This is a genomic window from Sphingobacterium sp. SYP-B4668, from assembly GCF_027627455.1.
GTDB lineage: Bacteria > Bacteroidota > Bacteroidia > Sphingobacteriales > Sphingobacteriaceae > Sphingobacterium.
The window spans coordinates 5,201,512-5,225,616 of sequence record NZ_CP115483.1; the positions used below are offsets into that span (position 1 = coordinate 5,201,512).

Below are 24,105 nucleotides of genomic sequence, written 5' to 3' on the forward strand. Positions count from 1 at the left end.
AATTGCAACAAAAGCTGCGGTATATATCATAAAACACTTCTCTATTTTGGCATATCGCCAGGATAAGCAAACCAAGGTATCGACGTCTGATAGTTGTCGGCCGTACCCGGAATAGGCTTTAATCCTTCCAATGCAGGAAGATTCCACATGTATTCAGAATTAAAACGTGGTCTCAACCTATAACTTGGCGAACCTTCATTTCGAATATCATAAGCCCCTTTTCGACCTTCAACTTGAGCGGGTGCCAGATAAAGCCCCTTATATACTTTAGAGGAATTAGTATCCCATTTTTGCTCCAGTTGCGCTTGAATCCATCCATTTCCGTTACTCGGATACTCTCCATTATAGTCAATATCGTAATGATATTTACGCATATCAACCCAAGCCTCGGTAGCACCCCAAGGATAAAGTGCCACCCATTTTTGCATCATGATATGAGAAAGCGTTAATTCAGACAAACCACCCACAAACGGGCCATTAATGTACTCACTCCCCAATGTATTGAACAGTTCCTTGGTGATTTTATCACCGCCTGTAGGACTACCTTCTTTTCCCGGGTAAATATATCGAGCTGTAGTTTTCACATCTGCGTCAACACCTTTTTTAAACGATTCAAATGCTTCCGACACACGACCTAATTTCCAGTAAGCTTCGGCCAAACATAACTGAATCTCCGCATATGTGGTCAGAATATACGGAGCATCATCTCGATAAATCCAACGGCCAGTTCCATCGTGTACAGCCCCACTAGGTACAGAAGCTATCGTTCTTCCATAAAAAGATGGAGCCTGTCCTACTGGCCCCACTTTGGCCGTAAACGTTCCTCCGTAATACTTGTAAGTTTTTACACTATCTGCATTATTCAGATATAGGTAATTAGGGTTGCTGACCGTCGATAATTTCACAGCCACTCTAGGATCAAAATGCCCTTTAACTTTCAATAAGGTATCTGCTACGATTTGCTGTGTTGCGAGTTTGAAAGGATAGTACGGGTTATTGGTTTCTCGAATCTTATCCCCTGTAGATTGGTCGTATTCAGGCACCGTACCCGTGAGCACCTGCACTGCATACTCATGCTGAAAATAATCATATGTCAAACTTCCTCGCGCGGTACCCCAAAAATTGTTGTAACCCGTATAAGGCGCCCCTTGCGAACCACCTGCGATTTTCAGCGTAGCGTCATCATCCGGACTTTGGAAAGATTTCATAGCTGCCTCGATGAGCTCTTGCGCATACTTATCTTTGAAATCGCTTTTATTACTCAGGGAAGCTAGATTACGTACAATCACTGCGTAGGCAAACTTAATCCACTTGGATTTATCGCCACCATATATATAATCATTACCACTAATTTTCGTTCCATAATTATGATTATCTTCACGCTCTAACAGCTCAACTGCGGTATGAGCCCACCCCCTTACCTGCTCATAAACAGCGTCCTGATAATCATAATTATGAGAGAGAAGTTCCGGCACAAAAGCATCCTTCATTGGTACCTCTCCATGAATCTTCGTCAGGGCATCCCAACTGAACGCCTTAATAGCATAGCCAATCCCCGCCAATGTCCAATCTTCTGCTTCTAAAGATTGATTAATCATATTCTCCAAATTCATTCCTTGGTTCCAATAGACCACCCTCCACATTTCCCCTCCTGCATCACTTCCCAATGAATAAAAGTGATTGGCAAAGGATGTGTACGCTGTTGTCCCCATCATCTGCGTCATGGGACCAATAGCACGACCATCCCAGTATATCCCTTGGTACTGCTGCGTAATATTCGCCAGATACAAGTAGCCTTCCACATAATCGGGTGCATCGATATTTTTATTTACATCTAAGTATTTTTCACAGCTCCCCATTACCAATAGAAAGGGAATGAGTATATATATTAACTTCTTTTTCATGTTTTCCTATTTAACTTTAGTTCAATGTTAGACTCAATCCCACTGAAAAACCACGAGGGTTAGGTATAGACCAAATATCATATCCCTCGCCCCCAGTCCCTCCGGCTGCAGCTGAGACTGTATTGCCCACTGCATCTATTCCCGAATAATTAGTCCAGGTCAACAAGTCATTTCCCACAAAGTAAACGTCCATCGCAGAAATTATCTTCCCACGACTTAAGAACTTTTTCGGAAGCCGATAAGAAAGCCGCAGTTCTTGTAACCTTACATAGTTTACATCTTTCTCTAACCAATCCTCATCTCCTCCTCCAAATATCGTGGTTCCGTAAAGTCGATAATCAACTCCAATATTATTCTTGGTAGGCGTATCTGTATTTTCGTTTCCATCCCTTAACACTCCATTAAAGACATAGGGACCTCTTTCGCGCAAATCGACCGACTCCCAGCTTGTCCCATTCGTCATCATCGTCCGTTTGGTACCATTGATAACGGTTGCTCCAAAGCGCCCAGCAAACAGCCCAGAGAGTCGAATATCTTTGTAGGTCAATGCGGTCGTCACACCGAATCTAACTTTAGGTTCTCTATCACCAATTACAGACCATTGAGCTTTAGTGATAGGCAGCCCTGTACTTGGACTGACCAACACCTCTCCCTTGTCATTTCTTTCGTAAGCTAATCCCGTCAAAGTAGTAATAGGTTGTCCCACCATTATACCATTACGCACATTTCCTGAATTCCAGGTATATGCATTATAATATTCTGTCACATTTTCTGGAAGATACAAGACTTTAGACTTTCCTTGTGAAGCGTTAACACCTAGATTCCAAGTCAAGCCATTCGTTCTCTTTATAATATCTCCATCTATATGACCTTCCCATCCCCAAGTCTTAAACGTCCCCACATTCATATTGTTCAATACAAATCCAGTTGCATAGCTCAATCTAAAACCCTTTACAATCTGATCGGCATTTCTCGTCCCGAAATAGGTGAAACTCGCATTGACTCTATTGTTGAACAATCTCAAATCTATACCACCTTCATGTGCTGTCGTCATTTCTGGCCGTAGATTTGGGTTAGGCCCAGTAGTCCCATATTGAAACCCTCCACCTGTTAATTCGCTATATACAAGCTGAGGTGCTATTTCAAGAGGCCCTGCATCCTTACCCACTTGCGCCACGGACCCCCTTAGCTTAACATAGTTAATCGCTGGGATAGCTTTCATAAATTCTAAATCAGATAGAATGAATGACCCCTCAATAGCAGGATAAAAATAGGTATTGTTGTTCGTCGGTAAGGTAGACGACCAGTCGTTACGACCTCTTAGCGTAATGAAAGCAATATTGTTGTATCCAAACTCCATTTGTGCAGAAAGAGCTTGTATCCGCCTTTTCGTATTTCTTTGAGACCCTGTTTGAGTAAGCGGATTCGTGTTGTTAATCGACTGAAAATCTGCGACAGTAAAGCCAGTACCATTGACTGCCGATCGTGTCACGCCATTTTCCATCTGGTGATACCCCACCTGTCCTGAAAAGGAAAGCTTATCATTTAGGAACTTATTATTATATCCCGCTAGGATATTGATTGTAGGGTCCGAAAAATTGGCTTGTACTAAATTATATTGCCCAACTCCAGCATTTTTATTCGCATAGTAAGGATGAGTGGATGTTTCAAAAGTCTGCATTCCGACATCCCAACCAACTTGTGCGCGAAGAAAAGTGTTTTCAATAGGCGTAAAATTCATCGCAATATTACTTAGAAATCGATCTGATTTGTCATAAAACTTATTCTTATTCATCGCAAAAAGCGGGTTTAGAAGATCTTCATCCAAATAATAGTCTGGCTTTCTCATATGACTCCCATCAGCAGCAAGATAATTGCTTACATCATCCACTATCGGCCACAGCATGGCCCGATACAATGGTCCATCAGTCCCTCTCAGCACTTTATCATTCCCGATTTTAGTATACTGCATCGAGCCTTCAAATTTAAGCCATGGGGTTACCACAGCTTGCCCCGACAAACTTAAACTGGTTCTATCATATCCAGTACTCTTCAATACACCATCTTGCCCCAGCTGTGAGAAACTAGCCCGTATTGTTGCTTTCTCCGACCCTGCATCAACCGAGACATTATGCCTTTGCTGTGTCCCAGTTTGAAGTATAGCGTCAATATTATCGTACAATCGCATCCCCTCTGGATACAGACCTCCGAAACGAGCAGTATTATAATAATTTGTAGTTCCATAGTTACCATTGGCATATTTGGTCTGCATATCCGGATAGCCGTATGCTTTGTCCCATTTGAAATAATTACTGTAAGTAATAGTTCCTTTACCTGCTTTACCTTTTTTTGTGGTGATAATTATTGCACCATTGGAAGCATCAGAGCCATATAGCGCAGCAGCTGCAGCACCTTTCAAAACCGTTATAGACTCGACATCCTCAGGATTAAAATCACTCCCTCTAGATGCAAAATCAAGATTTCTGACGGAATAGGTATCCCCACCGCCACCAGCCATACCCAGCGGATCGAATGTCGAATTGTTCATCGGCACACCGTCGACAACATAAAGAGGTTGGTTATTCCCTGATATGGATGTGATATTTCTAAGTACTACCGTTGATGACGACCCTGGAGATCCACCCGTAGAAGTAACATTAAGTCCCGGAACTCGTCCAGCAAGAGCAGAAATAAAGTTCTCTCTCCCCGACTCGCTAATCGTTGATCCGTCAATTTGCTGTACAGAAGAACCAATAGCACGGCTCACCCGCTTCATGCCAAACTCCGCTGTAACCAGCACTTCATCCAAGGCTTGTTCGGACAAAGCCAGCGATACGTTGATACTGTTCCCAGCACTTACCGTCTGTTGCACCTCTTTAGCTCCAATGGATCTAAAAATAAGCACGTCCCCAGGGCTTGCCTGGATAGAAAAACTTCCGTCCGCGTTCGTCTGCGTACTCGCCGACTTACCCTTGATAAGGACCGTCACACTTGATAATGGCGTACCGTCGGTTGAATTGGAAACTTTCCCCGTCACGGTTTTCTGTTGCGCCATCAAACTGGCTGATATGAGCATCAGCCCAAAAAATAATAAGAGTAGTTTTCTCTTCATGTTTGACAGTTGGTTTTTAGGTTAATAAAAAACTTGATAGGAGCAAAAGGTTAATGTGGCTTTTGTTCATATACTCAGGCAATTAGTCTCACAATGTTATGAAATAAATTTTAAAAAATGCATTTTTATGCAAAACTTTATTAAAAATAATAACAAACAAAAGCAAATGCATTTATTTGGACACATCACATTGCTATCAAAAACTAACCTAAACAATCAAATTCAACGATTAAACATAAAAAAGCCTGATAATTTAAATTATCAGGCTTTTTTCTTCAAAAACGCAAAAATGTCACAACGGCGCAAAAAAATGCAAACCTATTTAACTTGATATATCCCCATCTCTCCTTCGTTTTCCAATGGATCTACCGCTTTCACAACAATCATCTTCAATTTCTTCCCGTTTTGTTCCTTTGCAAATTCTTTACTCAATACATCCGGCATCACTATATCATATTGCCACACCCCTCCATAATTGACATACACCAACCATTTGCTTACCTGTGCAGAGCGTGGATGCGACCATTTTACAAATACCGAGGTCTTATGAGATTCGCCATGCACAAATGGAGCTGACAAATAAAAAGAAGTCAACCAAGGAGTCCTTGGAACCAACGCCTCTTTACGATATGGCCCTTCAGACACCGCATTGGTCATTCCCGGATTTTTGGTCAGTCCAGCTATACTCCAATGAATTGCACCAATACTATTGGGTATTTCCTGTCTCGTGACTGCGATTTGACGTACAATTTCACTTGAGTATTCTGGCGCTCGTTTACCCACCGTATTAATCCCCGGCCACAAGTGGCGGCCCATGGTATTTTCACTCTGCCACCAACGTAATAAAGTCGTAAAACTTTGCTTCGCTGGCTCTATTGGCCAATACAGCTGTGGAGCGAAGTAATCAATCCAACCTTTATTTAACCAAAGTTTGGCATCCGCATACAACTGGTCATATTGACTAGACCCCTGTATTCCTGACGGGTATCCGGGTTTCCAAATCCCAAAAGGGCTAATACCAAATTTCACGTGATTTTTTTCAGCCTTGATTTCTTTGTAAATTCGTTCCACAAACGTATTCACACTATTTCTCCGCCAATCGGCACGTGATAGTCGTCCACCACTCTTAACATAAGCGTTCCAACTCTGTGTATCAGGAAAATCCTGCCCTCCATTATACTCCGCATAAGGATAGAAGTAATCATCGAAATGGACACCATCAATATTATACCGTTTGACAATATCCAATACTACTCGCGATGCATGGTCCTGCGTAGATTTCATTGACGGATCGAACCAATAGTATCCCTGCTTCAATTTGACAACTGACTCTGGCATTCTCTTCACCATAGACGACTCTGTCACCTGACCACTTGTCCCGTGATGTGCTCGGTAAGGGTTGAGCCACACGTGAAGCTCTAGCCCTCTTTTATGTGCCTGTTCCACCCAAAATTCCAATGGATCGTAATATGGAAAAGGCGCCTGGCCTTGTTGCCCAGTCAGAAATACCGACCAAGGTTCATACGCACTCTTGTACAATGCATCTGCAGCTGGACGCACCTGAAAAATCACAGCATTGAAGCGATTGGCTTTCAAAAAGTCAAGAAGTGAAATTGCTTCCTGCTTCTGCTCCTCCGTAGACAGGTTATTCTTACTTGGCCAATTTATATTAGCCACAGAGGCTACCCAAGCCGCTCTAAATTCACGCGGTATCTCTGGAAGATTTATTTGCTCCATGTCAATTTTCTCTTTCTCTTTTTTGACAATTGGTGCCTCTACTTTAGAAAGTTCGACAGGAGTAGTATCTATCTGCACCACCGTTGTAGGTGCGACAAGTACAGGCTGGCTTTTGCCTCTTTTCTTTGATGAACACGCACTTATCACAGCGACCACCAAACCCAACACAATAAAATAGACTACCTGTTTCTTCATATAATTTCAATAAACGATGCCAGAATCGACAAAATGTAAATGACAAAACTACACTTTTCGACGTTAACCTAAGATCAAAATCTTAAATTTCAAGAATCAAGCTATTGAAAGACAGGAACTCCTTCATAAAATACTTGCTCTAGATTAAAAGAATCATCAAATACAATAATATTTGCACGCGCGCCTTTTTCTATCCTTCCCAAATCTGCACGTCCGATAAGATCCGCAGGATATTGTGTGGCCATCCGCAATGCTTCATCCAAAGGCACCCCCACTTTATTTACGGCATTCTTCACCGCCCCAAGTAGTGTTAATGCGGATCCAGACAACGTCCCGTCTGGAAGTACATAATGGTCTTCGTTCAGTATATGACGGTAGATTCCCTTATCACATGGAGCTACCGCATCTGTAATCATAAAAAGGCGGTCCCCCATCAAGCGTTTTGCCACTCTAGCGGCTTCAAAACTCACATGTATCCCATCAAGAATAATACTTGCCTGAGCTTGGCCATGATTAAATACCGCCCCAGGAAGCCCTACCTCTCGATGGTGAAAACCAGACATTGCATTAAAAAGATGCGTCGCTGCAACAATACCTTGGTCAAACGCGCTAGTGGCCTCTTCAAAAGTTGCATCGCTATGTCCCGCACTTATTCGCACACCCTTTTCAAGCAAAAGCTCTAGGCTATCGGTATCCAACAATTCAGGAGCTACAGTCATCATCTTGACCAATCCCAGTTCATCTTCATTCAACAAATCCGCTATTCTCTCCTTACTCGGCGTGATTATTAGCTCAGCTGGATGCGCCCCTCGCTTCTTAGCATTCAAAAAAGGTCCCTCCAGATGCAATCCCAAAGCAACTTTAGGAGGATTTGCATTTACAATAGCGATAGCTTGTTTAAAAACATCAATGGTATTTGTTGCCAAGCAAAGAAGATAAGATGTACAACCTTGCCCCAATAATGTTTGGTCAATCTTCTGAATGGACTCACTGCACAGCTCCGCAGAAAAAAGCTGATCTCCCGCACCATAAATTTGTAAGTCAATCAGCCCAGGCGCGATATTAGCTCCTTTAACATCTACAATAGTTGCATCAGGAGGAAGCATATCAATTCCCACGACCTCAGCAATATGCTCATCAGTTAGCAAGAGAACCTGATCTTTTAGTACTTGAGTTCCCGTATAGATAATTCCATTAATAAGTGCTGTATCCATTTCTTGATTTTTAATTATCATTTTTTTAATAGGGCTGCAATAAAGGAACCAACCATCCCCCAATTCTTTAGATCCGCGTACGATTCCATTAGATATAAAGATAGCCATTGGTAATATCAATTAAGGTCCGTAAATTAGCATTATGGATTCTTTTAACAAAAAAGATAGCGAAAAACCTGTCAATTCAAACATGAGATTAATGCGTAGCATTAATATTATTGCAATTTCGATTTTCGTTCTCGCTATTCTTTTTAAGGTCATTCAATATCTCTTTTTTAAATAACCGAACGATAAATGTCACAGAAAATCATTTTAAATACCGAAAAAGCACCATCGGCCATCGGCCCTTACAACCAAGCAATCAAGGCAGGAAATACACTATATGTCTCGGGACAAATCCCACTCATTCCAGAAACGATGGAATTAGTCTCAACAGGCGTCCGGGATGAGGCACATCAGGTCCTCAAAAATGTAGAGGCCATTTTGAGCTACGCAGGCTACACGTTCAAAGATGTTGTAAAATCGACGATTTTCCTAAAAGATATGGATGATTTTGCCACCGTAAATGAAGTTTATGCACAATACTTCACACTAGACCAACCGGCACGTGAATGTGTTGCTGTGGCCACGCTCCCAAAACACGTTAATGTAGAAATCTCCGTCATTGCTTGGAAAGACTAGCGAACAATCATCCACAAGATAGCGAAAGCCGCGAAAAATACTTTTTAGCGGCTTTTTTAGCACCCGTGATATGGGGATTCATGTCCGTACCCGTCAGACTGGTCAAAGCTTGGCCTGCCGAAGATATTCTATTTTACAGGATTCTAGTTGCCGTGGTAGTATTATGGAGTTTTATCTTCATCTTCAGAAAGAAAAAGCTACATCAGGACTATTTTCATTTTCGCTCTTTGCCTCCCCTGGAAAGGAAAAAGGTCATTTATCTAACGCTAATGGCTGCCTTCCTTATTTTCGGAAACTGGTACACCTATATTTACTGCATTAATAACGTAAGTGTACAGGCAGGTGCTTTCGCCTATATACTCTGTCCATTGATCACGACCGCAGCAGGGTACTTTCTCTTAAAGGAAGAGCTTTCAAAAATCAAAAAAACTGCACTCTTTTTAGCCTTTGGCAGCGTGATTATGTTGGCTACAGGCTCATTGACCGAAGTCCTATGGTCCATCACCATTGGCGGCCTATATGCTTTTTACTTGGTCATACAGCGTGTGGTGCAGGGCTTTGACAAACTCAATGTCCTCGCCATACAGATGGCTATATGTACATTGACCGTCATCCCAAGCGTATTGACCAATCCCCACCCCATCCCAGATACCCCCTCATTTTGGATTGTCATTGCCACCATCGCAATTGCCTTCACGATTATCCCTTTGCTATTGAGTATGTACGCCTTAAAAAGAGTATCTTCTTCTACTTTAGGCGTGATGCTATACGTCAATCCTATCATTGCCTTCGTCTTGGCCATTACCTATTTTCATGAAACCATCGACTCTTATAAGTATTGGGCATATGGACTATTGGTCATTGCCGTATTTTTATTTAATTCGAAAACACTATTTCAACTCGTCAATCCACCAAAAAAGCAAAATAAAAGCTAGAGGAAAAAGCAACAGTCTTCGCACATGAACAAAAATCCATGCCCGACTGTAGCGTGTCTTCAGCATCTAGCGTTATACTCTTAAAACCTATATTATATTATGAACAAAAAAAATATACTTGTCCTACTTGTCCTACTTGGCCTCACTTTTACATTTCTATTTACCAGCTGCAAAAAGGAAGACTCTTATGAAGAGCTGTCCAGGATTGCTGACCTCAAATTACAAGAAGCAGTCAAGCTCACACAAGATCGCCCTTGCGGAGATATAGACGAATGGAGTATAGAAACACTATACTACAGGTATGTACCCATACATCCAAGTTTCAAACAGGAGTACGAAAATCTAAAGGCCGAATATACGACCCTCCGTCAACGAGCGGACAAAGCCTTTAAAGGTCCTGTTCCTTACAATACTGCCCTGGTCGACATATACACATACCTCCCCCCACATTTTGGACTTCGCTGCGTAGAGGGCAAGATGAAGGTTATGATGGCGAATGACCTCAGCTTATCAGAAATCAATACGCGCCTTGAACAGTTACTCCCCGAAATTTTGAACTTTTTCAAAGAGGAGAGCTGTAGTGACAATACCAAATGGCATATATTGACCATCCGTAAAGACTGTGAGTTTATTCCCCTTGTCACCACCCAAACCCCTAATTTTAGAGTATTTGGAGAGAAAATGGAACGTTACTCCCAGTTATATCAAGCCAAAAGAAATTTGGACACTACCATGAACTGCCTAACCGTCAATGACAAACCCGCTAAAGGCGTAGTCTGTGAAAATGGTAAGCCTGTATTACAATACTAGTCTATTTTAAAGCATTTTTCTTAAATTAGCCACTTAGCGAAATAATACTTGCAGTGGCTGATTTAAGTTTAATTACTCCTATTGAATATCTGAAAGGTGTAGGTCCTCAAAAGGCGGACATCCTTAAAAAAGAGTTACAGGTTTTTACCATTGGTGACCTATTGGAGTATTACCCTTTTCGTTATATAGACCGGACTCAATTCCACAAAATCAACAAACTTCATCCCGATATGATCGGCGCTCAAGTACTCGGGAGATTAATAGGCCTCCAAGAAGTTGGCGAGAAGAGAGGCCGAAGATTAGTAGGCCAATTTAAAGATGATACCGGATCTATAGAGTTGGTCTGGTTTCAGAGCCTTACTTGGCTAAAAAAATCCTTAAAGGTGGGCAGCCCATATATTCTCTATGGCAAGCCAACCACATTTAACGGGCACATCTCTATCACCCACCCCGAAATGGAGTTGTACAATCCACAGGAAAAAAAAATCGGCAACCAAACATTACAGCCTGTTTATTCATCCACCGAAAAACTCAAAAAATTTAATCTGGATACCCGTGGTCTTCAACAACTACAGCAGACAGCACTAGAGACCGTATACAAAAATATTACCGAAACCATGCCTGCCCATCTGACCTCTGCACATCGACTGGTTTCCTATCCTCAAGCTCTATTAGCTATCCACTTTCCAAAGTCAGAGTCGGAACTACAAGCGGCTATCAGAAGGTTGAAATTTGAAGAGCTCTTTTTTATACAACTGCGCTTGCTTAACAACAAGCAGCTTAATACCCTTAAATTCAAAGGGCACCGTTTTGATCAAGTCGGGGACAAATTCAACATCTTCTTCAATGAAAAACTTCCATTTCCATTAACCACTGCCCAGAAAAGAGTTATTAAGGAAATCCGCATAGACACCAACACCGGAGCTCAGATGAATCGCTTGGTACAAGGCGATGTGGGCTCTGGAAAAACAGTCGTTGCACTGATGACTATGCTACTCGCTATAGATAATGGATACCAAGCCTGTATGATGGCTCCGACCGAAATTCTGGCCACTCAGCATTATGTTGGCATTAAGAAACTTTTGGGAGAAGGATTTGTCAATATAAAATTGTTGACCGGATCAACGTCCACTAAAGACAGGCGTATTATCCATCAGGAACTGGAAGAAGGAACGCTCGACATATTAATCGGTACCCATGCCCTTATTGAAGACAAGGTCAAGTTCATGAACATTGGTTTTGCTGTCATCGACGAACAGCACCGATTCGGAGTAGAGCAACGTGCAAAACTATGGCGAAAGAATGTCATCCCTCCTCATATGTTAGTCATGACAGCCACCCCCATCCCGCGTACATTAGCTATGACCATGTATGGTGACCTTGACATCTCGGTTATTGACGAGCTTCCGGCAGGCCGCAAACCTATCAAAACAGTACATTTCTTCGAAAGCTCCCGACTGCGCATGTTTGGATTCATGAAAGAAGAAATTGCGAAAGGACGCCAAGTATATGTCGTATTCCCATTAATCAAAGAAAGTGAAAAACTGGACCTCCTCTACTTAGAAGCGGGTTTAGAAAATCTACAACGCGAATTTCCCCTTCCCCAATACAAAATAAGCATTGTCCACGGTAAAATGCCTGTAAAGGATAAAGACTTTGAGATGCAGCGCTTCATTAAGCACGAGACCCAGATTATGGTCGCTACCACCGTCATCGAAGTCGGGGTCAATGTCCCTAACGCGTCGGTTATGATTATTGAAAATTCCGAACGATTTGGCCTCTCACAGCTGCATCAGCTCAGAGGAAGGGTGGGACGCGGAGCCGAACAATCCTACTGTATCCTCATGTCGGGCAACAAGCTTAGCAAAGAGGGAAGATTACGATTGGAGACAATGGTCCGTACAAATGACGGCTTTGAAATAGCTGAAGTTGACCTTCAACTACGAGGACCGGGAGACATCTCCGGCACACAGCAGTCAGGTGTCCTAGATATGAAGATTGCCAACCTCGCTAGTGATCAAGCCATTTTAACGGAAGCCCGTAGTACCGTAATCCAAATATTCAAAGAAGACCCGCAGCTGCAACATGCCGAAAACATTTTACTTAGGGATTATCTACGCCAACGTAATCCAGGAATCTCTTGGGACAAAATTTCTTAAAAAACGCTTATCTTTGTAACGTGTTCAATGCAAGAAACCCTTGAGCATGGGATGGATGAGGAATGCCCCTAGAGATATTAGGTCTACTTAGTTAAACTTTCCTACACTTACTTTACACGAAAAACCATCATATGGCTTGGACTAGAATACACGACACCGCTATAAAACCCGAAACAGCAATACTTGTATCCGTAATTACACCTGATACAACAGAAGCAAAAGCACGGGAATATTTAGAAGAGCTTCAATTTTTAGTGGAGACTGCCGGCGGTATTACCAAAGGCATTTTTACCCAAAAACTGTCCTATCCTGACAAAGCCACTTTCATCGGAAGCGGCAAGATGGATGAAATCAAATCATTTGTAGACGCCGAAGAGATCGATATTGTTGTGTTTGATGACGAATTGAGTCCCTCACAACTCCGCAATATCGAAAACCACTTTAAGGTAAAGATATTGGACCGTTCTAACTTAATATTGGACATCTTTGCTAGCCATGCAAAGACCGCACAAGCAAAGACTCAGGTCGAATTAGCCCAACTACAGTACCTTCTGCCGCGATTGACACGTATGTGGACCCACTTGGAGCGCCAGCGAGGCGGCATCGGGATGCGTGGACCTGGCGAATCTCAGATTGAGTCCGATAGACGGATGATTTTGAACAAGATATCCCTCTTCAAGGAGCGGCTCAAATCTATCGACAAACAGAATGAAACCCAACGTAAAAACAGAGGAGAGATGATTCGCGTTGCGTTAGTGGGCTACACCAACGTTGGGAAATCGACCATCATGAATATGATATCCAAATCAGATGTACTGATCGAGAACAAACTCTTTGCAACACTAGACACAACTGTCCGTAAAGTTGTCATTGACAATCTCCCCTTTTTGCTATCAGACACTGTCGGTTTCATCCGTAAGCTTCCGCATCATCTAGTGGAATGTTTCAAATCGACATTAGACGAAGTCCGTGAGGCCGACGTGCTGATTCACGTTGTAGATATTTCGCATCCAAATTTCGAGGACCATATCCATGCTGTCAACGAAACGCTGAAAGACCTTGGCGCATTAGACAAGCCTGTCGTGACTGTCTTCAACAAGATAGATGCCTATAAGCCAGCCGTCGAGGAGGGAGATGAAGGAGAAGAACGGCAAGTAACACTGGATGAATTCAAAAATAGCTGGATGGCAAAAAACTCTGCCCCTGCCATTTTTATCTCCGCTACACACAAGACAAATGTAGAAGAGTTCAAGCAACAGCTGTATGATATTATCGTCAAAATGCACAACGATAGGTATCCATATAATAACCTGTTATATTAATTTTGGGTTCTACGGCATGGGGGATAGGCAATAAGCTTAATTTCAAACACAACGAACCACCTATTCCCGATGACTTATCATCAGACTCTTTATTGAAACAAGCTGGATAAAAAAATAGTTATTTACATCAAAAAATAAACGGCTTATAGCACATTGCCGATGAACAAAAAAGTACAATATATCGACTGGGGCCTAGTAGATTACCAAGATGCTTGGGATAGACAAGAAGGAATTTTTAAAACTTTGCTGGACATAAAACATCAAAATCGTGTGCAACATACGGACCTTCCCACGGACAATTACTTGATTTTTACCGAGCACCCACACGTATATACCCTCGGGAAGAGTGGCCATGTAGACAATCTATTATTGGATAATTTAGGGTTAGTTGAAAAAAACGCTACTTTCTATAAAATTAACCGAGGAGGGGACATCACTTACCACGGCCCTGGACAGATTGTAGGATACCCTATCCTTGATTTGGACAACTTCTTTACGGATATCCACCTATATCTCCGTACACTCGAAGAAGCCATTATCCTGACACTCCAAGACTATGGAATTGTAGCTGGACGCTATCCAGGATATACGGGCGTGTGGTTAGAACCTGACAATGATAGAGCACGAAAAATTTGCGCATTGGGCGTCCGCGCCAGTCGTTGGGTGACCATGCATGGCTTTGCATTCAACGTCAACACCGACCTAAGCTACTTTGGCAACATTGTTCCATGTGGAATTGACGACAAGGACGTCACCTCTATGGAGCGCGAGCTAGGTCACAAACTGGAAATGAATGCGGTAAAAGACAAACTAAAAGGACATATCGCTGACCTTTTCCATATGGAGCTTGGCTAGGAACCCCTCAACAGTAATAAAAAGCAATCCAAAACCGACTTTTCTTTTAATCCAATGGGCGTTGAAAAAAGCAACGTCCTACAGCCCTTTCAAGCTATTCAATTGCTCCACAACACTTAGCTGTCTTTCCAAAGAAGAGATTGTCTTTTCCTGCGAGCGCACCGTTTGCTCTAAAGCAGCAATTGCCGTCTGCAATGCCTCTACGACACTTAAGCCACTATTACTGCCTGCAGCGACCGGAAGATATTGTTCTCCGCCATCTCTCACCACATTAGCCGTATACATTTCACCCACCCCCGTCAATAACCAAGTCGGGTTCACTTTGTTATATTTAGATAAAATAACAACCATTGCATCCGAGCTTAAAGCCGAAGATTTTTGAACGCCCTTAAAATTTGCATACGAAAGGCCTAAATCTTTAAAAAAATCAACTTTATTTCGCCCACTTTCTTCCGCAATTAATAGTACGCGTTCTTTTACACTAGACATTATTTTATCTTTTTATTTGCATAAGATAAAATTATATCTTATGTTTGATTAACAATTATAAAATACTGGCCTTAGCAGAGGGCCATACTCAAATTAACAATTATAAACCGTCCATGATCAAAATTGATCACCACACATGGAAATGCAAATTTTAATCGTGGTAAGCTTCATATGACCGATGAAACAAAAAATTATTTATAGATGAAAAATACGCAAAAGAAACTAAAAGCAAAACATTTTAGGTATTTATCAAAAGATATCATCAAAAATCCAATGATTTATATTCGAAATTTTTATCGATATAAAACAGACATCACAAATTGGAGAAACCATATAAACCTATTTGTACAGGCAGGAGGCTATCCCGAAATGGCTAACACCCGACATGCCGAGAACGGCTTCCAATGCAAGCAAATGATCGAACAAATTGAAGTCGCCTATGTCATCTTCAAACAATGTCGTATTCCGAAACAAGCCTACCCATTGCAATTTGTAGCGCAACGAGAAGATTATTCTAATTATATCCTCCACACAGAATATACTAGGAACGGAAAACGGGATGTCCAAGATATCATCAGTAAATTCTTCTCGTACCAGAGTCTAGACAAATGGTACAGGACAATGGACGAACTCATGACCAATATGTCCAAAAGGGAATCTGACAACTATGACAAATTTGGAGATAAAATTCTTGCAATTAAAGAGTTACTCATTCGCCTAGCCTTCGCCCTCCACTACATTTACGAAGATGAGCATTTGTTGGTTCTGGTACCTCCTTACGTCAAAGCCGACCCAACACCTGCGCATGACACTACAGATCCGCTATCTAAACTTGGCGAATTGGTACACGTCGGCATAGGTGAACAATACGAAGAGAAAGAAAAGACACTTGATAAAGACCAAGAACAACAACTCCCGTTGAGCTGTCCATCCAAATTCCATCCTAAAAAAAGGGTCACAGTACCTCCTTGGCTAGCTCCGCAACCGTATTCCACAGAAGCCCTTCGCGCATTCTTTGATAAGGATGATTTGCTAGGGTGGCGAGACAATATTCGGAATTGGTATCAAGCAATAATCGCCCAGGAGCAATACTGGTCTACTAACCGCGATAAGAGATTTTCCGGAGCGAATCTATTATACCTGTATTCCTGTATACATTCTTTCCTCGAAATGTTCTTTGATGAATTGACTGACGATCATATTGTACAACAGGATTCTAAAAGCAAGGATACCCTGGCCATTTTTCAAGAAACTCCGTCAATCCATATTCATCATAAAAACGGCAATATTGTATTCTACTATATCGACTCAACCGAAATCGAGAACCCATTTAATGCGATTCTAAATTCCTTACAGCCCTTTAGCAATTATGAATGGGAAGAAATTTTATATGCATGGTTAGAATATGGTTTGTCGCACAATGGATATTCTGGTAAATATCACGAATACAGTACATTCATTTATCAATCCTTAACCAAAATAATTGAACTGAGCTATATCCTAGCCTTCGCCGACGAAATAGAATTTATCATCGCCGAGTAAATATTCTCCACGAAAAACAATTAAAATGAAAAGTCAAATTGACCATCGATATTTCGCTTATTTATCTAAAAGCGAGTTAAAAAACATCAACAAAACAATAACTAACAACACTTTTTCTGTGACAGGAGATATCGAAAATCTTCAACAAGATATACAAAAGATGTTTCTACAATCTACAACGGCCAAAGAATTACATCTAGACAACAGGTCTTTAACTTGGACCCACAAGAATATCAAAACCCAAATCGAAGTTGCTCACCTTGCTCTCTTGACGTATAAGTTAATTCCATATAAAAAACCTTTCAAACCCAACAGAAATCACGCGCTTCTTAGTGGGCATTTGGACGTGGACAAAGTAATAGCACCTTCAAAATTTCTACGCATTTTTTTTGGTTTCAAAACCTTCGCACAATGGAGCTATTTGATGGATCAGCTACTCGCATGCGCTTTTGAAAAACTTTTCATATTCGACATTATCGACGCAAATGATTTATTTATCTGCAAAGCCTTGCTGACCAAACTTCCCGTTATAATGCGAGACTTTCAAAAAGGGTAAATCTATTTGGTACAATTATACCTCCGAGGTTTACTAAAAAAGAGCATTCTGCTGATAAGCTAGTGGACGGCTTTCTATGTCCAAAGGACGTCCTGTCAGAATATGGGTCACATCAAATAGCTCTGTCTCTTCGTATCGCGTAGCGATAGAAAGCTTGATATCAGCACAATGCGAGCAAAATGTATCCTGCACCAATGTTAGGCTATTATTCTCACCAGAAAGGTGTCCCAGAATCAGGTGCTTGAGACGGGTAGTTCTATTTTCTAAAAAGAGCTCAAGAGCCACCTTGTTAGAGATGTGTCCCCAACCACTGCTGATTCTATTTTTCAAATAGTACGAATAACGTCCATTCCGGAGTAAATCTTCATCATAATTAGATTCCAGTAACAAAACATCCGAATCTCGGATGACCTGCTTCACGTGGTCGCAGCCTCGCCCCAAATCCGTCAATATACCAATATTCACTTGCCCATCTGTCACTACAAAACTACACGGCTCCTTTGCATCGTGATACTTGGGGATTCCTCTCACCAATATATCTCCAATACGGACCTCTGCATCAGGCTTAATAATATGGACCAAATGCTCGGGAAGTTGCAACTTCGAGCCTTTATAGGTCCCTTCCGTTAGGTAAACTCCAATTTGGTATCGTTTGCAAAAGACCGAAAGCCCCTTGATATGATCGGTATGCTCATGGGTAATGAAAATAGCTTTGACTGCCGCAGGGGACAACCCCAAATTAGCCATACGCAATTCCACATGTTTGGTATTGATGCCTACATCTACCAAAATCACATCGTTCCCTTTCGCTACATAGTAACAATTACCATTCGACCCTGAAGCTATAGCTGCATATTTCATTATTAAAAAAGATAGTATATTTCAAAACACCATAAATATCATATAAGACTAACATTCAGGCAAACTTAATGGGATATGCACTGCAAGTCCTCCATCTGCCGTCTCCTTATACTTTACATTCATATCTTGTGCCGTATCCCACATCGTCTTGACTACCGCATCTAGGCTTACCTTAGCTTTGTCTGGGTTAGACCTTAGTGCCAATTGTGCTGCTGTAATCGCCTTTATTGCACCCATCGTATTACGCTCAATACAAGGCACTTGCACAAGACCTCCAATTGGATCACAAGTCAACCCTAGATGATGTTCCATTGCGATTTCCGAAGCCATCAAGACTTGCCGTTGCGATCCACCTAAACATTCCGTCAATGCGCCAGCAGCCATTGCTGATGACACCCCAATTTCCGCCTGACATCCTCCCATAGCTGCTGATATAGTAGCGCCCTTCTTGAATATAGACCCAATTTCTGAAGCCGTAGCTATAAATTGGATAATCTTGTTATCATCGAAGCCATTGTGAAAAGTAATAAAATACTGTAATACGGCCGGAATCACTCCTGCTGCACCATTAGTTGGAGCCGTAACCACCCGTCCAAAAGACGCATTTTCTTCGTTTACAGCCAAAGCAAAGCAGCTTACCCAATCCAAGATGTAATCAAACTCCTTCCCTCCGGCCCTAATGGCCTCGACCCAACTACTATAATCGTTATAAGGACGACCACCAATAAGTTTGCGATTCAACTTCGCTGCCCGACGCTCGACATTCAATCCACCTGGCAAGATGCCTGAAGTATGGCAGCCTCTGTATATACACTCGTGGATGGCCTTGAATATATTCAATACCCCATCTTTAGTTTCCTCTTCCGAACGCCAAGCAGTTTCATTCTCCAGAACCAAGTCCGAAATTTTCAATCCCGTGCGCATGCAAGATACCATCAGCTCTTGTGCTGTATCAATCGGAAAGGGTAAATCAATTTCAGATAAGAAACTCGAATCATCTCCCTCCTGCACGACAAATCCACCGCCAATCGAGTAATAAGTCTCACTAATAGCCTTTCCATTTTTCAAAAACGCTTGAAAGGTGACCGCGTTAGGATGAAAAGGAAGGCTTTCTTGAAACAAAAAAAGCAGATCTTCTTTCACCTCAAAAGGGACCTTATGAATACCCGCCAAGAGAATTTCATGTGAGCTCTTAATCCGCTCCACTATAGGTGTCACTTGATCGACATCACAGGTTACAGGATCGTCCCCATTCAGTCCCAAAAGAATCGCAATATCAGTCCCGTGTCCTACACCAGTCTTGGCGAGCGAACCATACAATAGGATTTTAATGGATTCTACATCCGTCAATAGCTTAAGACCCGTCAATATTTTTGTAAACCGTTGCGCAGCACGCCAAGGCCCCAAAGTATGTGAACTGGAAGGTCCAATACCAATCTTAAACATGTCAAATATAGAAATCCGCTCGTTAGCCATTTTTTGATTTATAATTTACCCGCCACAAAAATATGATATATTCTATTAGAAATATCATATTGAAACGCTTATTTTAACACCACTTTTTACCATATTTTCAATCCTACCCCACATCCTATCAAGAGCTTCCAAAAATTAACACTATTTAACACCCCCTCCTCTAGACGTAACAGATGAGTTACCACATGTTTGCTATCTTTGGCAGCTTATAGTGTAGGGGATCGAAAAAATGTTATACTTCCAAAGGGCAATCATACTCATCTTATTCATATTTAGCAACCTTTATTTAGCATTAGGGCAAACGATCCCTAAACGTGAACTAAGAGGGGTTTGGATTGCAACTGTCGCCAATATTGATTGGCCCAGTCGGGACAATATCAATCCCGAGAAGCAAAAGCAGGAACTTATAGATATATTAGACAATCATCAACGAGCAGGCCTCAATGCTGTATTTTTTCAGATACGACCATCTGCCGATGCCTTTTACGCAAAAGGCAGGGAACCTTGGAGCCGCTTCCTCACGGGTTATCAAGGACAGGCACCTTCCCCTTTTTACGACCCTTTAGAATTCGTTATTCAAGAAGCACATAGACGCGGAATGGAGCTCCATGCTTGGATAAACCCCTACCGTGCCTCCACGACGTTAAGAGCCGATCATTTTTCAAAAGATCACATCACCAAGACTAAACCAGAATGGTTTTTTAAGTACTCCGGCAAATACTTGTTCAACCCAGGACTTCCCGAAGTACGTGAATATATCATTGATGTCATCATGGACGTAGTCAAAAATTATGATATTGATGGAGTACATTTCGATGACTATTTCTACCCCTACCCAGATGCACGCAATACACCGCTGCCCGACGCGACTACTTTTCATCAATTTGGAAAAGCCTTTGCAAATATCCATGACTGGCGTCGTGATAATGTTGACATACTAATTCGAGATTTAGGGCTAGCCATAAAAAAAGAAAAACCCTATATCAAATATGGCATTAGCCCCTTTGGGATATGGGACAACAAACGAGATAACCCAGAGGGATCCGAGACATTTGGATTGAGTGGCTTTCGAACCCTCTATGCTGACGGTGTTAAATGGATGAAAGAAGGATGGATCGATTATATTAATCCACAAATTTATTTCCCCTTTAACAACCGCGCCGCCGCATTTGAAATCCTGTTGGATTGGTGGGAAAAACACACGTATGGTCGACATTTCTACGTTGGTCATGCAGCCTATCGCGTTAACGAAAAAAAACCTGGGTGGACCGACAAAGGGCAAATTCCCAAGCAGATACGACATCTAAGAGCTCATCATGAAGTGCAAGGCAGTATTTACTTCAGTTCCAAATCCCTTACAGACAATCTTGCTGGTCTTCGGGACTCTATGCAGTACAACCTATATCAGTATAAAGCCCTCCCCCCTACGATGGACTGGATTGATAGTATCCCCCCCAGTGCTCCTTTTGGGCTACAAGCTCAGCTCGCCAGTGACTTCCGGTCCAATACATTAAAATGGCAAAAATCTGATGAGGGTCAAGAACAAATCTATGGATATGTCATCTACCGGTTCGTACAAGGTGAAGAGATAGACCTCAACAGTGCAGCACACATCCTCGCAATCTCCTATGACCGCGACTATCTACAATACACGGACAACTCCCTCTCCCCGCACACCCACTATCTGTATATGGTAACGGCTATTGACCGAATGAAGAACGAAAGCAAAATATCCAACATCAGGGAGGTTATCGTCCCTTAAAAACAAAAGGTGGACTACTTCGAAAAGCGACCCACCTTTATCTATTCTAACAACCTGCTCTTAAATACCTGCTCCGTTTTTATAATCATCACTAATAGTCACAGGTAATTTCCCTTGTGGCTTTATCTCTCTAAAAATAGCTCTTACCGCAGCCTTTTGCATGAAGCTGTCATTCTGATATCCCATCAGGATAGAAGGACTCTTCTCTACTCCCGCAAGGCCAGCCATCGCGTATGGATTTGTAAACAAGCAAGTGATGACCTTTCGCTTAGCAACTTTCGCAATCATTTTATTGACATCAGCGCTAAAATTCAGCTCACTTCTTGGGCGAGAGCGGCTATCGTGAATTGCCAAGATCAGTTGCTTATATTCTTTGGCGTCTTTAAAAACTTTGTCCAACTGCTCTCGGGTCTCCTCACCTTTTACATAAAAAATATGTACGTCATTCAATCGGGCAGACATCTCCCTTTCAAAATCTTGTGCCGTAGCTGTCCCTACGCTTATAATTGCAGTCTTTTCCTTAGGAAGGAATGAATACAAACGGTTGTTACCATTCAACAATGTGATAGATGCATCAGCCAAACGTTGTACCAGATGCTTAGCACTACTCCTGTTCAAATCCTCATACAAGTAGCTCGTGTTAATGACTCGTTTGCGGTTCAGGCCTACCCAGTACTTTGAAGCCAATACCTTCTTCACCCGAGCATCCAAATCCGCCTGTTGAATCCGTCCCTCTTTCACCGCTTGTTCTATCAACCCTATAGCACGTCCACTATTCTCTGACACCTCCAACAAATCATGACCGGCGATGATTGCTTGGACATCAGCCTCTCCATTTGGAAAAAATTTCTTAACACCACTCATGTCCATCGCGTCGGTGACCGTAAGACCTCTAAATCCAAGCTCTCCCTTAAGCAATCCCGTGACTACTGGCTTGGAGATAGATGAAGGCATATTCGGGGTAGGATCTAGACTTGGAATATTCATATGTGCCACCATGACTGCAGGAGCACCTTCATTGATAAGCACTTTAAAAGGGTACATTTCCAATGTATCCAATCGCTCCTTACTAAATGTAAGTTGGGGAAGGTCATGATGCGAATCTACGTCAGTATCACCATGCCCAGGGAAATGCTTAAGCGAGGCAATGATCCCTCCATCGACCATTCCGTCCATATAAGCTTTGGCTTTCCGTACAACGTTGTACTTATTATCACTAAATGATCTAAAATTAATAACTGGATTCTTTGGATTATTATTAATATCTACTACCGGTGCAAAATTGAAGTGCATACCGATCCGATTAAAATCCTTAGCAACCTCACGTCCCATCTGATAGAGTAAAGTCTCGTCCTGTATGGCACCTAAAGTCATCTGATAGGGATAGGAAATTGTAGAGTCTGGCATGCGCATCCCCAATCCCCATTCTCCGTCAAATGTAATCAAGAGAGGAACTTTAGACAGTGCTTGATATTGATTGAACATATTTGCATGCCTGACGGGGCCACCTTGAAAAACCACCAGCCCACCCAACTGTTCCTTTTGAATGACCGTCGCGACCGAGTCAATATAACGCTGACCAAGATTAGTATGCGCCCGCACTAAAAATAATTGAGCAATCTTTTCCTTAGGGGACAGCGTGTTGAATACCGAATCCACCCAACTGTGCTTCTGGTTGATAAAAGTCACAAATTGGCTATTTGACTGCGCCAATGCAATTATCGACAAAAACATCAAGGCGATGAGCGCACTTATCTTTCTAACTATCATATGTTTTAAAATTAATTAGGTACTGCGAATTACGATAATTTAAATCGATTATAAAAATAATTTATGCGTTTTTAAAAAAAAGTGTCGCACAAAACCGCATGTTATTGGAAAAAAAACCTGCTACAGCAAATTATATTTTTTTTCTAATAAAAAGGCCAAATCCAAAGACTGCTCAATCTCTCCACTCGCCTCTTTCTTCCAAAGAGAATCGATTACAATTAATAAAAACTGAGCTTCTAATTCTGGGCTCTCATATCCTAATTCTGTAAAAGCTCTTATAATGATGGGGTGTACCGGCTTCATGAACTGCTCATGTTGCTGTCTTGAAAAAGAATTATGAGACAATCGCTCCTGTAGTTTCCAAAAGATAGGCTCGTCTGCCACAAGCTTACTTGGTAGAAAAATCATGTTTTTGAGGAAGTCTTTTGGATTTTTGTAGGTCATCATTCCTTTGTGGTGCAACAATACTCTACGGTACCCTGATTTTATTAAATGAAATAGCAGCGAATCTTTATTCCCAAAATGCTTAAAAATTAGGGCTTCTGAAACCTCAGCATTCTGGGCAATAATTTTAGTAGACGTATCGGCATATCCCTTTTCAGCGAATAAGGCCAACGCCTCCTTCATAATTCGTTCTTTGCGACTCATCGCATTCTCTTTCATGTATCTTTATTGCTATGATCATACAAATATACCTATTCTTTTTATATTCGCATATGTAAAGC

General features: G+C 41.8%; 19 protein-coding genes. 10 read left to right on the top strand and 9 right to left on the bottom strand.

The window, feature by feature from the left end:
* Window positions 1–41: 41 nt before the first annotated feature.
* From OQ289_RS21150 to nagA, 4 genes are all read right to left on the bottom strand, one after another.
* Entirely contained in the window at window positions 42–1,904 is a 1,863-nt protein-coding gene (locus OQ289_RS21150) for a SusD/RagB family nutrient-binding outer membrane lipoprotein (RefSeq protein WP_270088712.1), read from the bottom strand.
* A 16-nt stretch (window positions 1,905–1,920) separates the two neighbouring features.
* Complete coding sequence (locus OQ289_RS21155) at window positions 1,921–5,016, bottom strand: SusC/RagA family TonB-linked outer membrane protein (RefSeq protein ID WP_270088713.1); 3,096 nt, start codon at window positions 5,014–5,016, stop codon at window positions 1,921–1,923.
* A gap of 318 nt (window positions 5,017–5,334) precedes the next feature.
* Window positions 5,335–6,948: a glycoside hydrolase family 10 protein gene (locus OQ289_RS21160; protein ID WP_270088714.1), complete on the bottom strand. Its 1,614-nt coding sequence runs from the start codon at window positions 6,946–6,948 to the stop codon at window positions 5,335–5,337.
* 101 nt (window positions 6,949–7,049) lie between these two features.
* Complete coding sequence (gene nagA, locus OQ289_RS21165) at window positions 7,050–8,183, bottom strand: N-acetylglucosamine-6-phosphate deacetylase (RefSeq protein ID WP_270088715.1); 1,134 nt, start codon at window positions 8,181–8,183, stop codon at window positions 7,050–7,052.
* Window positions 8,184–8,304: 121 nt separating this feature from the next.
* Between nagA and OQ289_RS22100 the strand changes: the two genes are divergently transcribed.
* The 7 genes from OQ289_RS22100 (at window position 8,305) to lipB (ending at window position 14,924) form a co-directional block, all read left to right on the top strand.
* Window positions 8,305–8,445 (top strand): DUF6728 family protein, encoded by a 141-nt coding sequence (locus OQ289_RS22100; protein WP_333485558.1) that lies wholly within the window; start codon window positions 8,305–8,307, stop codon window positions 8,443–8,445.
* Window positions 8,446–8,456: 11 nt separating this feature from the next.
* Window positions 8,457–8,843, top strand: coding sequence for a RidA family protein (locus OQ289_RS21170; protein WP_033565640.1), 387 nt, complete (start codon window positions 8,457–8,459; stop codon window positions 8,841–8,843).
* On the top strand, window positions 8,831–9,778 hold the full coding sequence (locus tag OQ289_RS21175; protein WP_270088716.1) for an EamA family transporter: 948 nt from the start codon (window positions 8,831–8,833) through the stop codon (window positions 9,776–9,778). Before OQ289_RS21170 ends, OQ289_RS21175 begins: the two co-directional genes overlap by 13 nt.
* Window positions 9,779–9,877: 99 nt before the next feature.
* On the top strand, window positions 9,878–10,588 hold the full coding sequence (locus tag OQ289_RS21180) for a hypothetical protein (RefSeq protein ID WP_270088717.1): 711 nt from the start codon (window positions 9,878–9,880) through the stop codon (window positions 10,586–10,588).
* A 53-nt stretch (window positions 10,589–10,641) separates the two neighbouring features.
* The gene (gene recG / locus OQ289_RS21185; protein WP_270088718.1) at window positions 10,642–12,747 is read left to right on the top strand and encodes an ATP-dependent DNA helicase RecG; all 2,106 of its coding nucleotides are present in this window, start codon (window positions 10,642–10,644) and stop codon (window positions 12,745–12,747) included.
* Window positions 12,748–12,878: 131 nt separating this feature from the next.
* A complete protein-coding gene (gene hflX, locus OQ289_RS21190) occupies window positions 12,879–14,069 on the top strand; it encodes a GTPase HflX (protein ID WP_270088719.1) in 1,191 nt (396 codons plus the stop codon).
* Between the two features lie 159 nt (window positions 14,070–14,228).
* Window positions 14,229–14,924 carry a lipoyl(octanoyl) transferase LipB gene (lipB, locus tag OQ289_RS21195; protein WP_270088720.1) on the top strand — a complete coding sequence of 232 codons (696 nt, stop codon included), beginning with the start codon at window positions 14,229–14,231 and terminating at the stop codon, window positions 14,922–14,924.
* A 78-nt stretch (window positions 14,925–15,002) separates the two neighbouring features.
* Here the strand turns inward: lipB and OQ289_RS21200 are convergent, their stop codons facing one another.
* Complete coding sequence (locus tag OQ289_RS21200) at window positions 15,003–15,413, bottom strand: hypothetical protein (RefSeq protein ID WP_033565645.1); 411 nt, start codon at window positions 15,411–15,413, stop codon at window positions 15,003–15,005.
* Between the two features lie 201 nt (window positions 15,414–15,614).
* Between OQ289_RS21200 and OQ289_RS21205 the strand changes: the two genes are divergently transcribed.
* Both OQ289_RS21205 and OQ289_RS21210 read left to right on the top strand, forming a co-directional pair.
* Complete coding sequence (locus tag OQ289_RS21205; protein ID WP_270088721.1) at window positions 15,615–16,955, top strand: hypothetical protein; 1,341 nt, start codon at window positions 15,615–15,617, stop codon at window positions 16,953–16,955.
* Window positions 16,956–16,980: 25 nt separating this feature from the next.
* Window positions 16,981–17,511 (top strand): hypothetical protein, encoded by a 531-nt coding sequence (locus tag OQ289_RS21210; protein ID WP_270088722.1) that lies wholly within the window; start codon window positions 16,981–16,983, stop codon window positions 17,509–17,511.
* Between the two features lie 33 nt (window positions 17,512–17,544).
* On the opposite strand, the gene OQ289_RS21215 is transcribed toward OQ289_RS21210, so the two are convergent.
* A complete protein-coding gene (locus tag OQ289_RS21215) occupies window positions 17,545–18,372 on the bottom strand; it encodes an MBL fold metallo-hydrolase (protein WP_270088723.1) in 828 nt (275 codons plus the stop codon).
* 48 nt (window positions 18,373–18,420) lie between these two features.
* The gene (locus OQ289_RS21220) at window positions 18,421–19,848 is read right to left on the bottom strand and encodes an L-serine ammonia-lyase (RefSeq protein ID WP_033565649.1); all 1,428 of its coding nucleotides are present in this window, start codon (window positions 19,846–19,848) and stop codon (window positions 18,421–18,423) included.
* A 229-nt stretch (window positions 19,849–20,077) separates the two neighbouring features.
* On the opposite strand from OQ289_RS21220, the gene OQ289_RS21225 reads away from it, so the two are divergent.
* A complete protein-coding gene (locus OQ289_RS21225) occupies window positions 20,078–21,610 on the top strand; it encodes a glycoside hydrolase family 10 protein (RefSeq protein WP_270088724.1) in 1,533 nt (510 codons plus the stop codon).
* Window positions 21,611–21,670: 60 nt separating this feature from the next.
* On the opposite strand, the gene OQ289_RS21230 is transcribed toward OQ289_RS21225, so the two are convergent.
* Both OQ289_RS21230 and OQ289_RS21235 read right to left on the bottom strand, forming a co-directional pair.
* Window positions 21,671–23,380 (bottom strand): glycoside hydrolase family 3 protein, encoded by a 1,710-nt coding sequence (locus OQ289_RS21230; RefSeq protein WP_270088725.1) that lies wholly within the window; start codon window positions 23,378–23,380, stop codon window positions 21,671–21,673.
* 120 nt (window positions 23,381–23,500) lie between these two features.
* The gene (locus tag OQ289_RS21235; protein ID WP_033565652.1) at window positions 23,501–24,043 is read right to left on the bottom strand and encodes a TetR/AcrR family transcriptional regulator; all 543 of its coding nucleotides are present in this window, start codon (window positions 24,041–24,043) and stop codon (window positions 23,501–23,503) included.
* Window positions 24,044–24,105 lie beyond the last annotated feature (62 nt).

Coding starts and splice junctions, on each gene's coding strand:
- OQ289_RS21150 (WP_270088712.1), bottom strand. CDS start 1,904: ATGAAAAAGAAGTTAATATATATACTCATTCCCTTTCTATTGGTAATG.
- OQ289_RS21155 (WP_270088713.1), bottom strand. CDS start 5,016: ATGAAGAGAAAACTACTCTTATTATTTTTTGGGCTGATGCTCATATCA.
- OQ289_RS21160 (WP_270088714.1), bottom strand. CDS start 6,948: ATGAAGAAACAGGTAGTCTATTTTATTGTGTTGGGTTTGGTGGTCGCT.
- nagA (WP_270088715.1), bottom strand. CDS start 8,183: ATGATAATTAAAAATCAAGAAATGGATACAGCACTTATTAATGGAATT.
- OQ289_RS22100 (WP_333485558.1), top strand. CDS start 8,305: ATGGATTCTTTTAACAAAAAAGATAGCGAAAAACCTGTCAATTCAAAC.
- OQ289_RS21170 (WP_033565640.1), top strand. CDS start 8,457: ATGTCACAGAAAATCATTTTAAATACCGAAAAAGCACCATCGGCCATC.
- OQ289_RS21180 (WP_270088717.1), top strand. CDS start 9,878: ATGAACAAAAAAAATATACTTGTCCTACTTGTCCTACTTGGCCTCACT.
- hflX (WP_270088719.1), top strand. CDS start 12,879: ATGGCTTGGACTAGAATACACGACACCGCTATAAAACCCGAAACAGCA.
- lipB (WP_270088720.1), top strand. CDS start 14,229: ATGAACAAAAAAGTACAATATATCGACTGGGGCCTAGTAGATTACCAA.
- OQ289_RS21200 (WP_033565645.1), bottom strand. CDS start 15,413: ATGTCTAGTGTAAAAGAACGCGTACTATTAATTGCGGAAGAAAGTGGG.
- OQ289_RS21205 (WP_270088721.1), top strand. CDS start 15,615: ATGAAAAATACGCAAAAGAAACTAAAAGCAAAACATTTTAGGTATTTA.
- OQ289_RS21210 (WP_270088722.1), top strand. CDS start 16,981: ATGAAAAGTCAAATTGACCATCGATATTTCGCTTATTTATCTAAAAGC.
- OQ289_RS21215 (WP_270088723.1), bottom strand. CDS start 18,372: ATGAAATATGCAGCTATAGCTTCAGGGTCGAATGGTAATTGTTACTAT.
- OQ289_RS21220 (WP_033565649.1), bottom strand. CDS start 19,848: ATGGCTAACGAGCGGATTTCTATATTTGACATGTTTAAGATTGGTATT.
- OQ289_RS21225 (WP_270088724.1), top strand. CDS start 20,078: ATGTTATACTTCCAAAGGGCAATCATACTCATCTTATTCATATTTAGC.
- OQ289_RS21230 (WP_270088725.1), bottom strand. CDS start 23,380: ATGATAGTTAGAAAGATAAGTGCGCTCATCGCCTTGATGTTTTTGTCG.
- OQ289_RS21235 (WP_033565652.1), bottom strand. CDS start 24,043: ATGAAAGAGAATGCGATGAGTCGCAAAGAACGAATTATGAAGGAGGCG.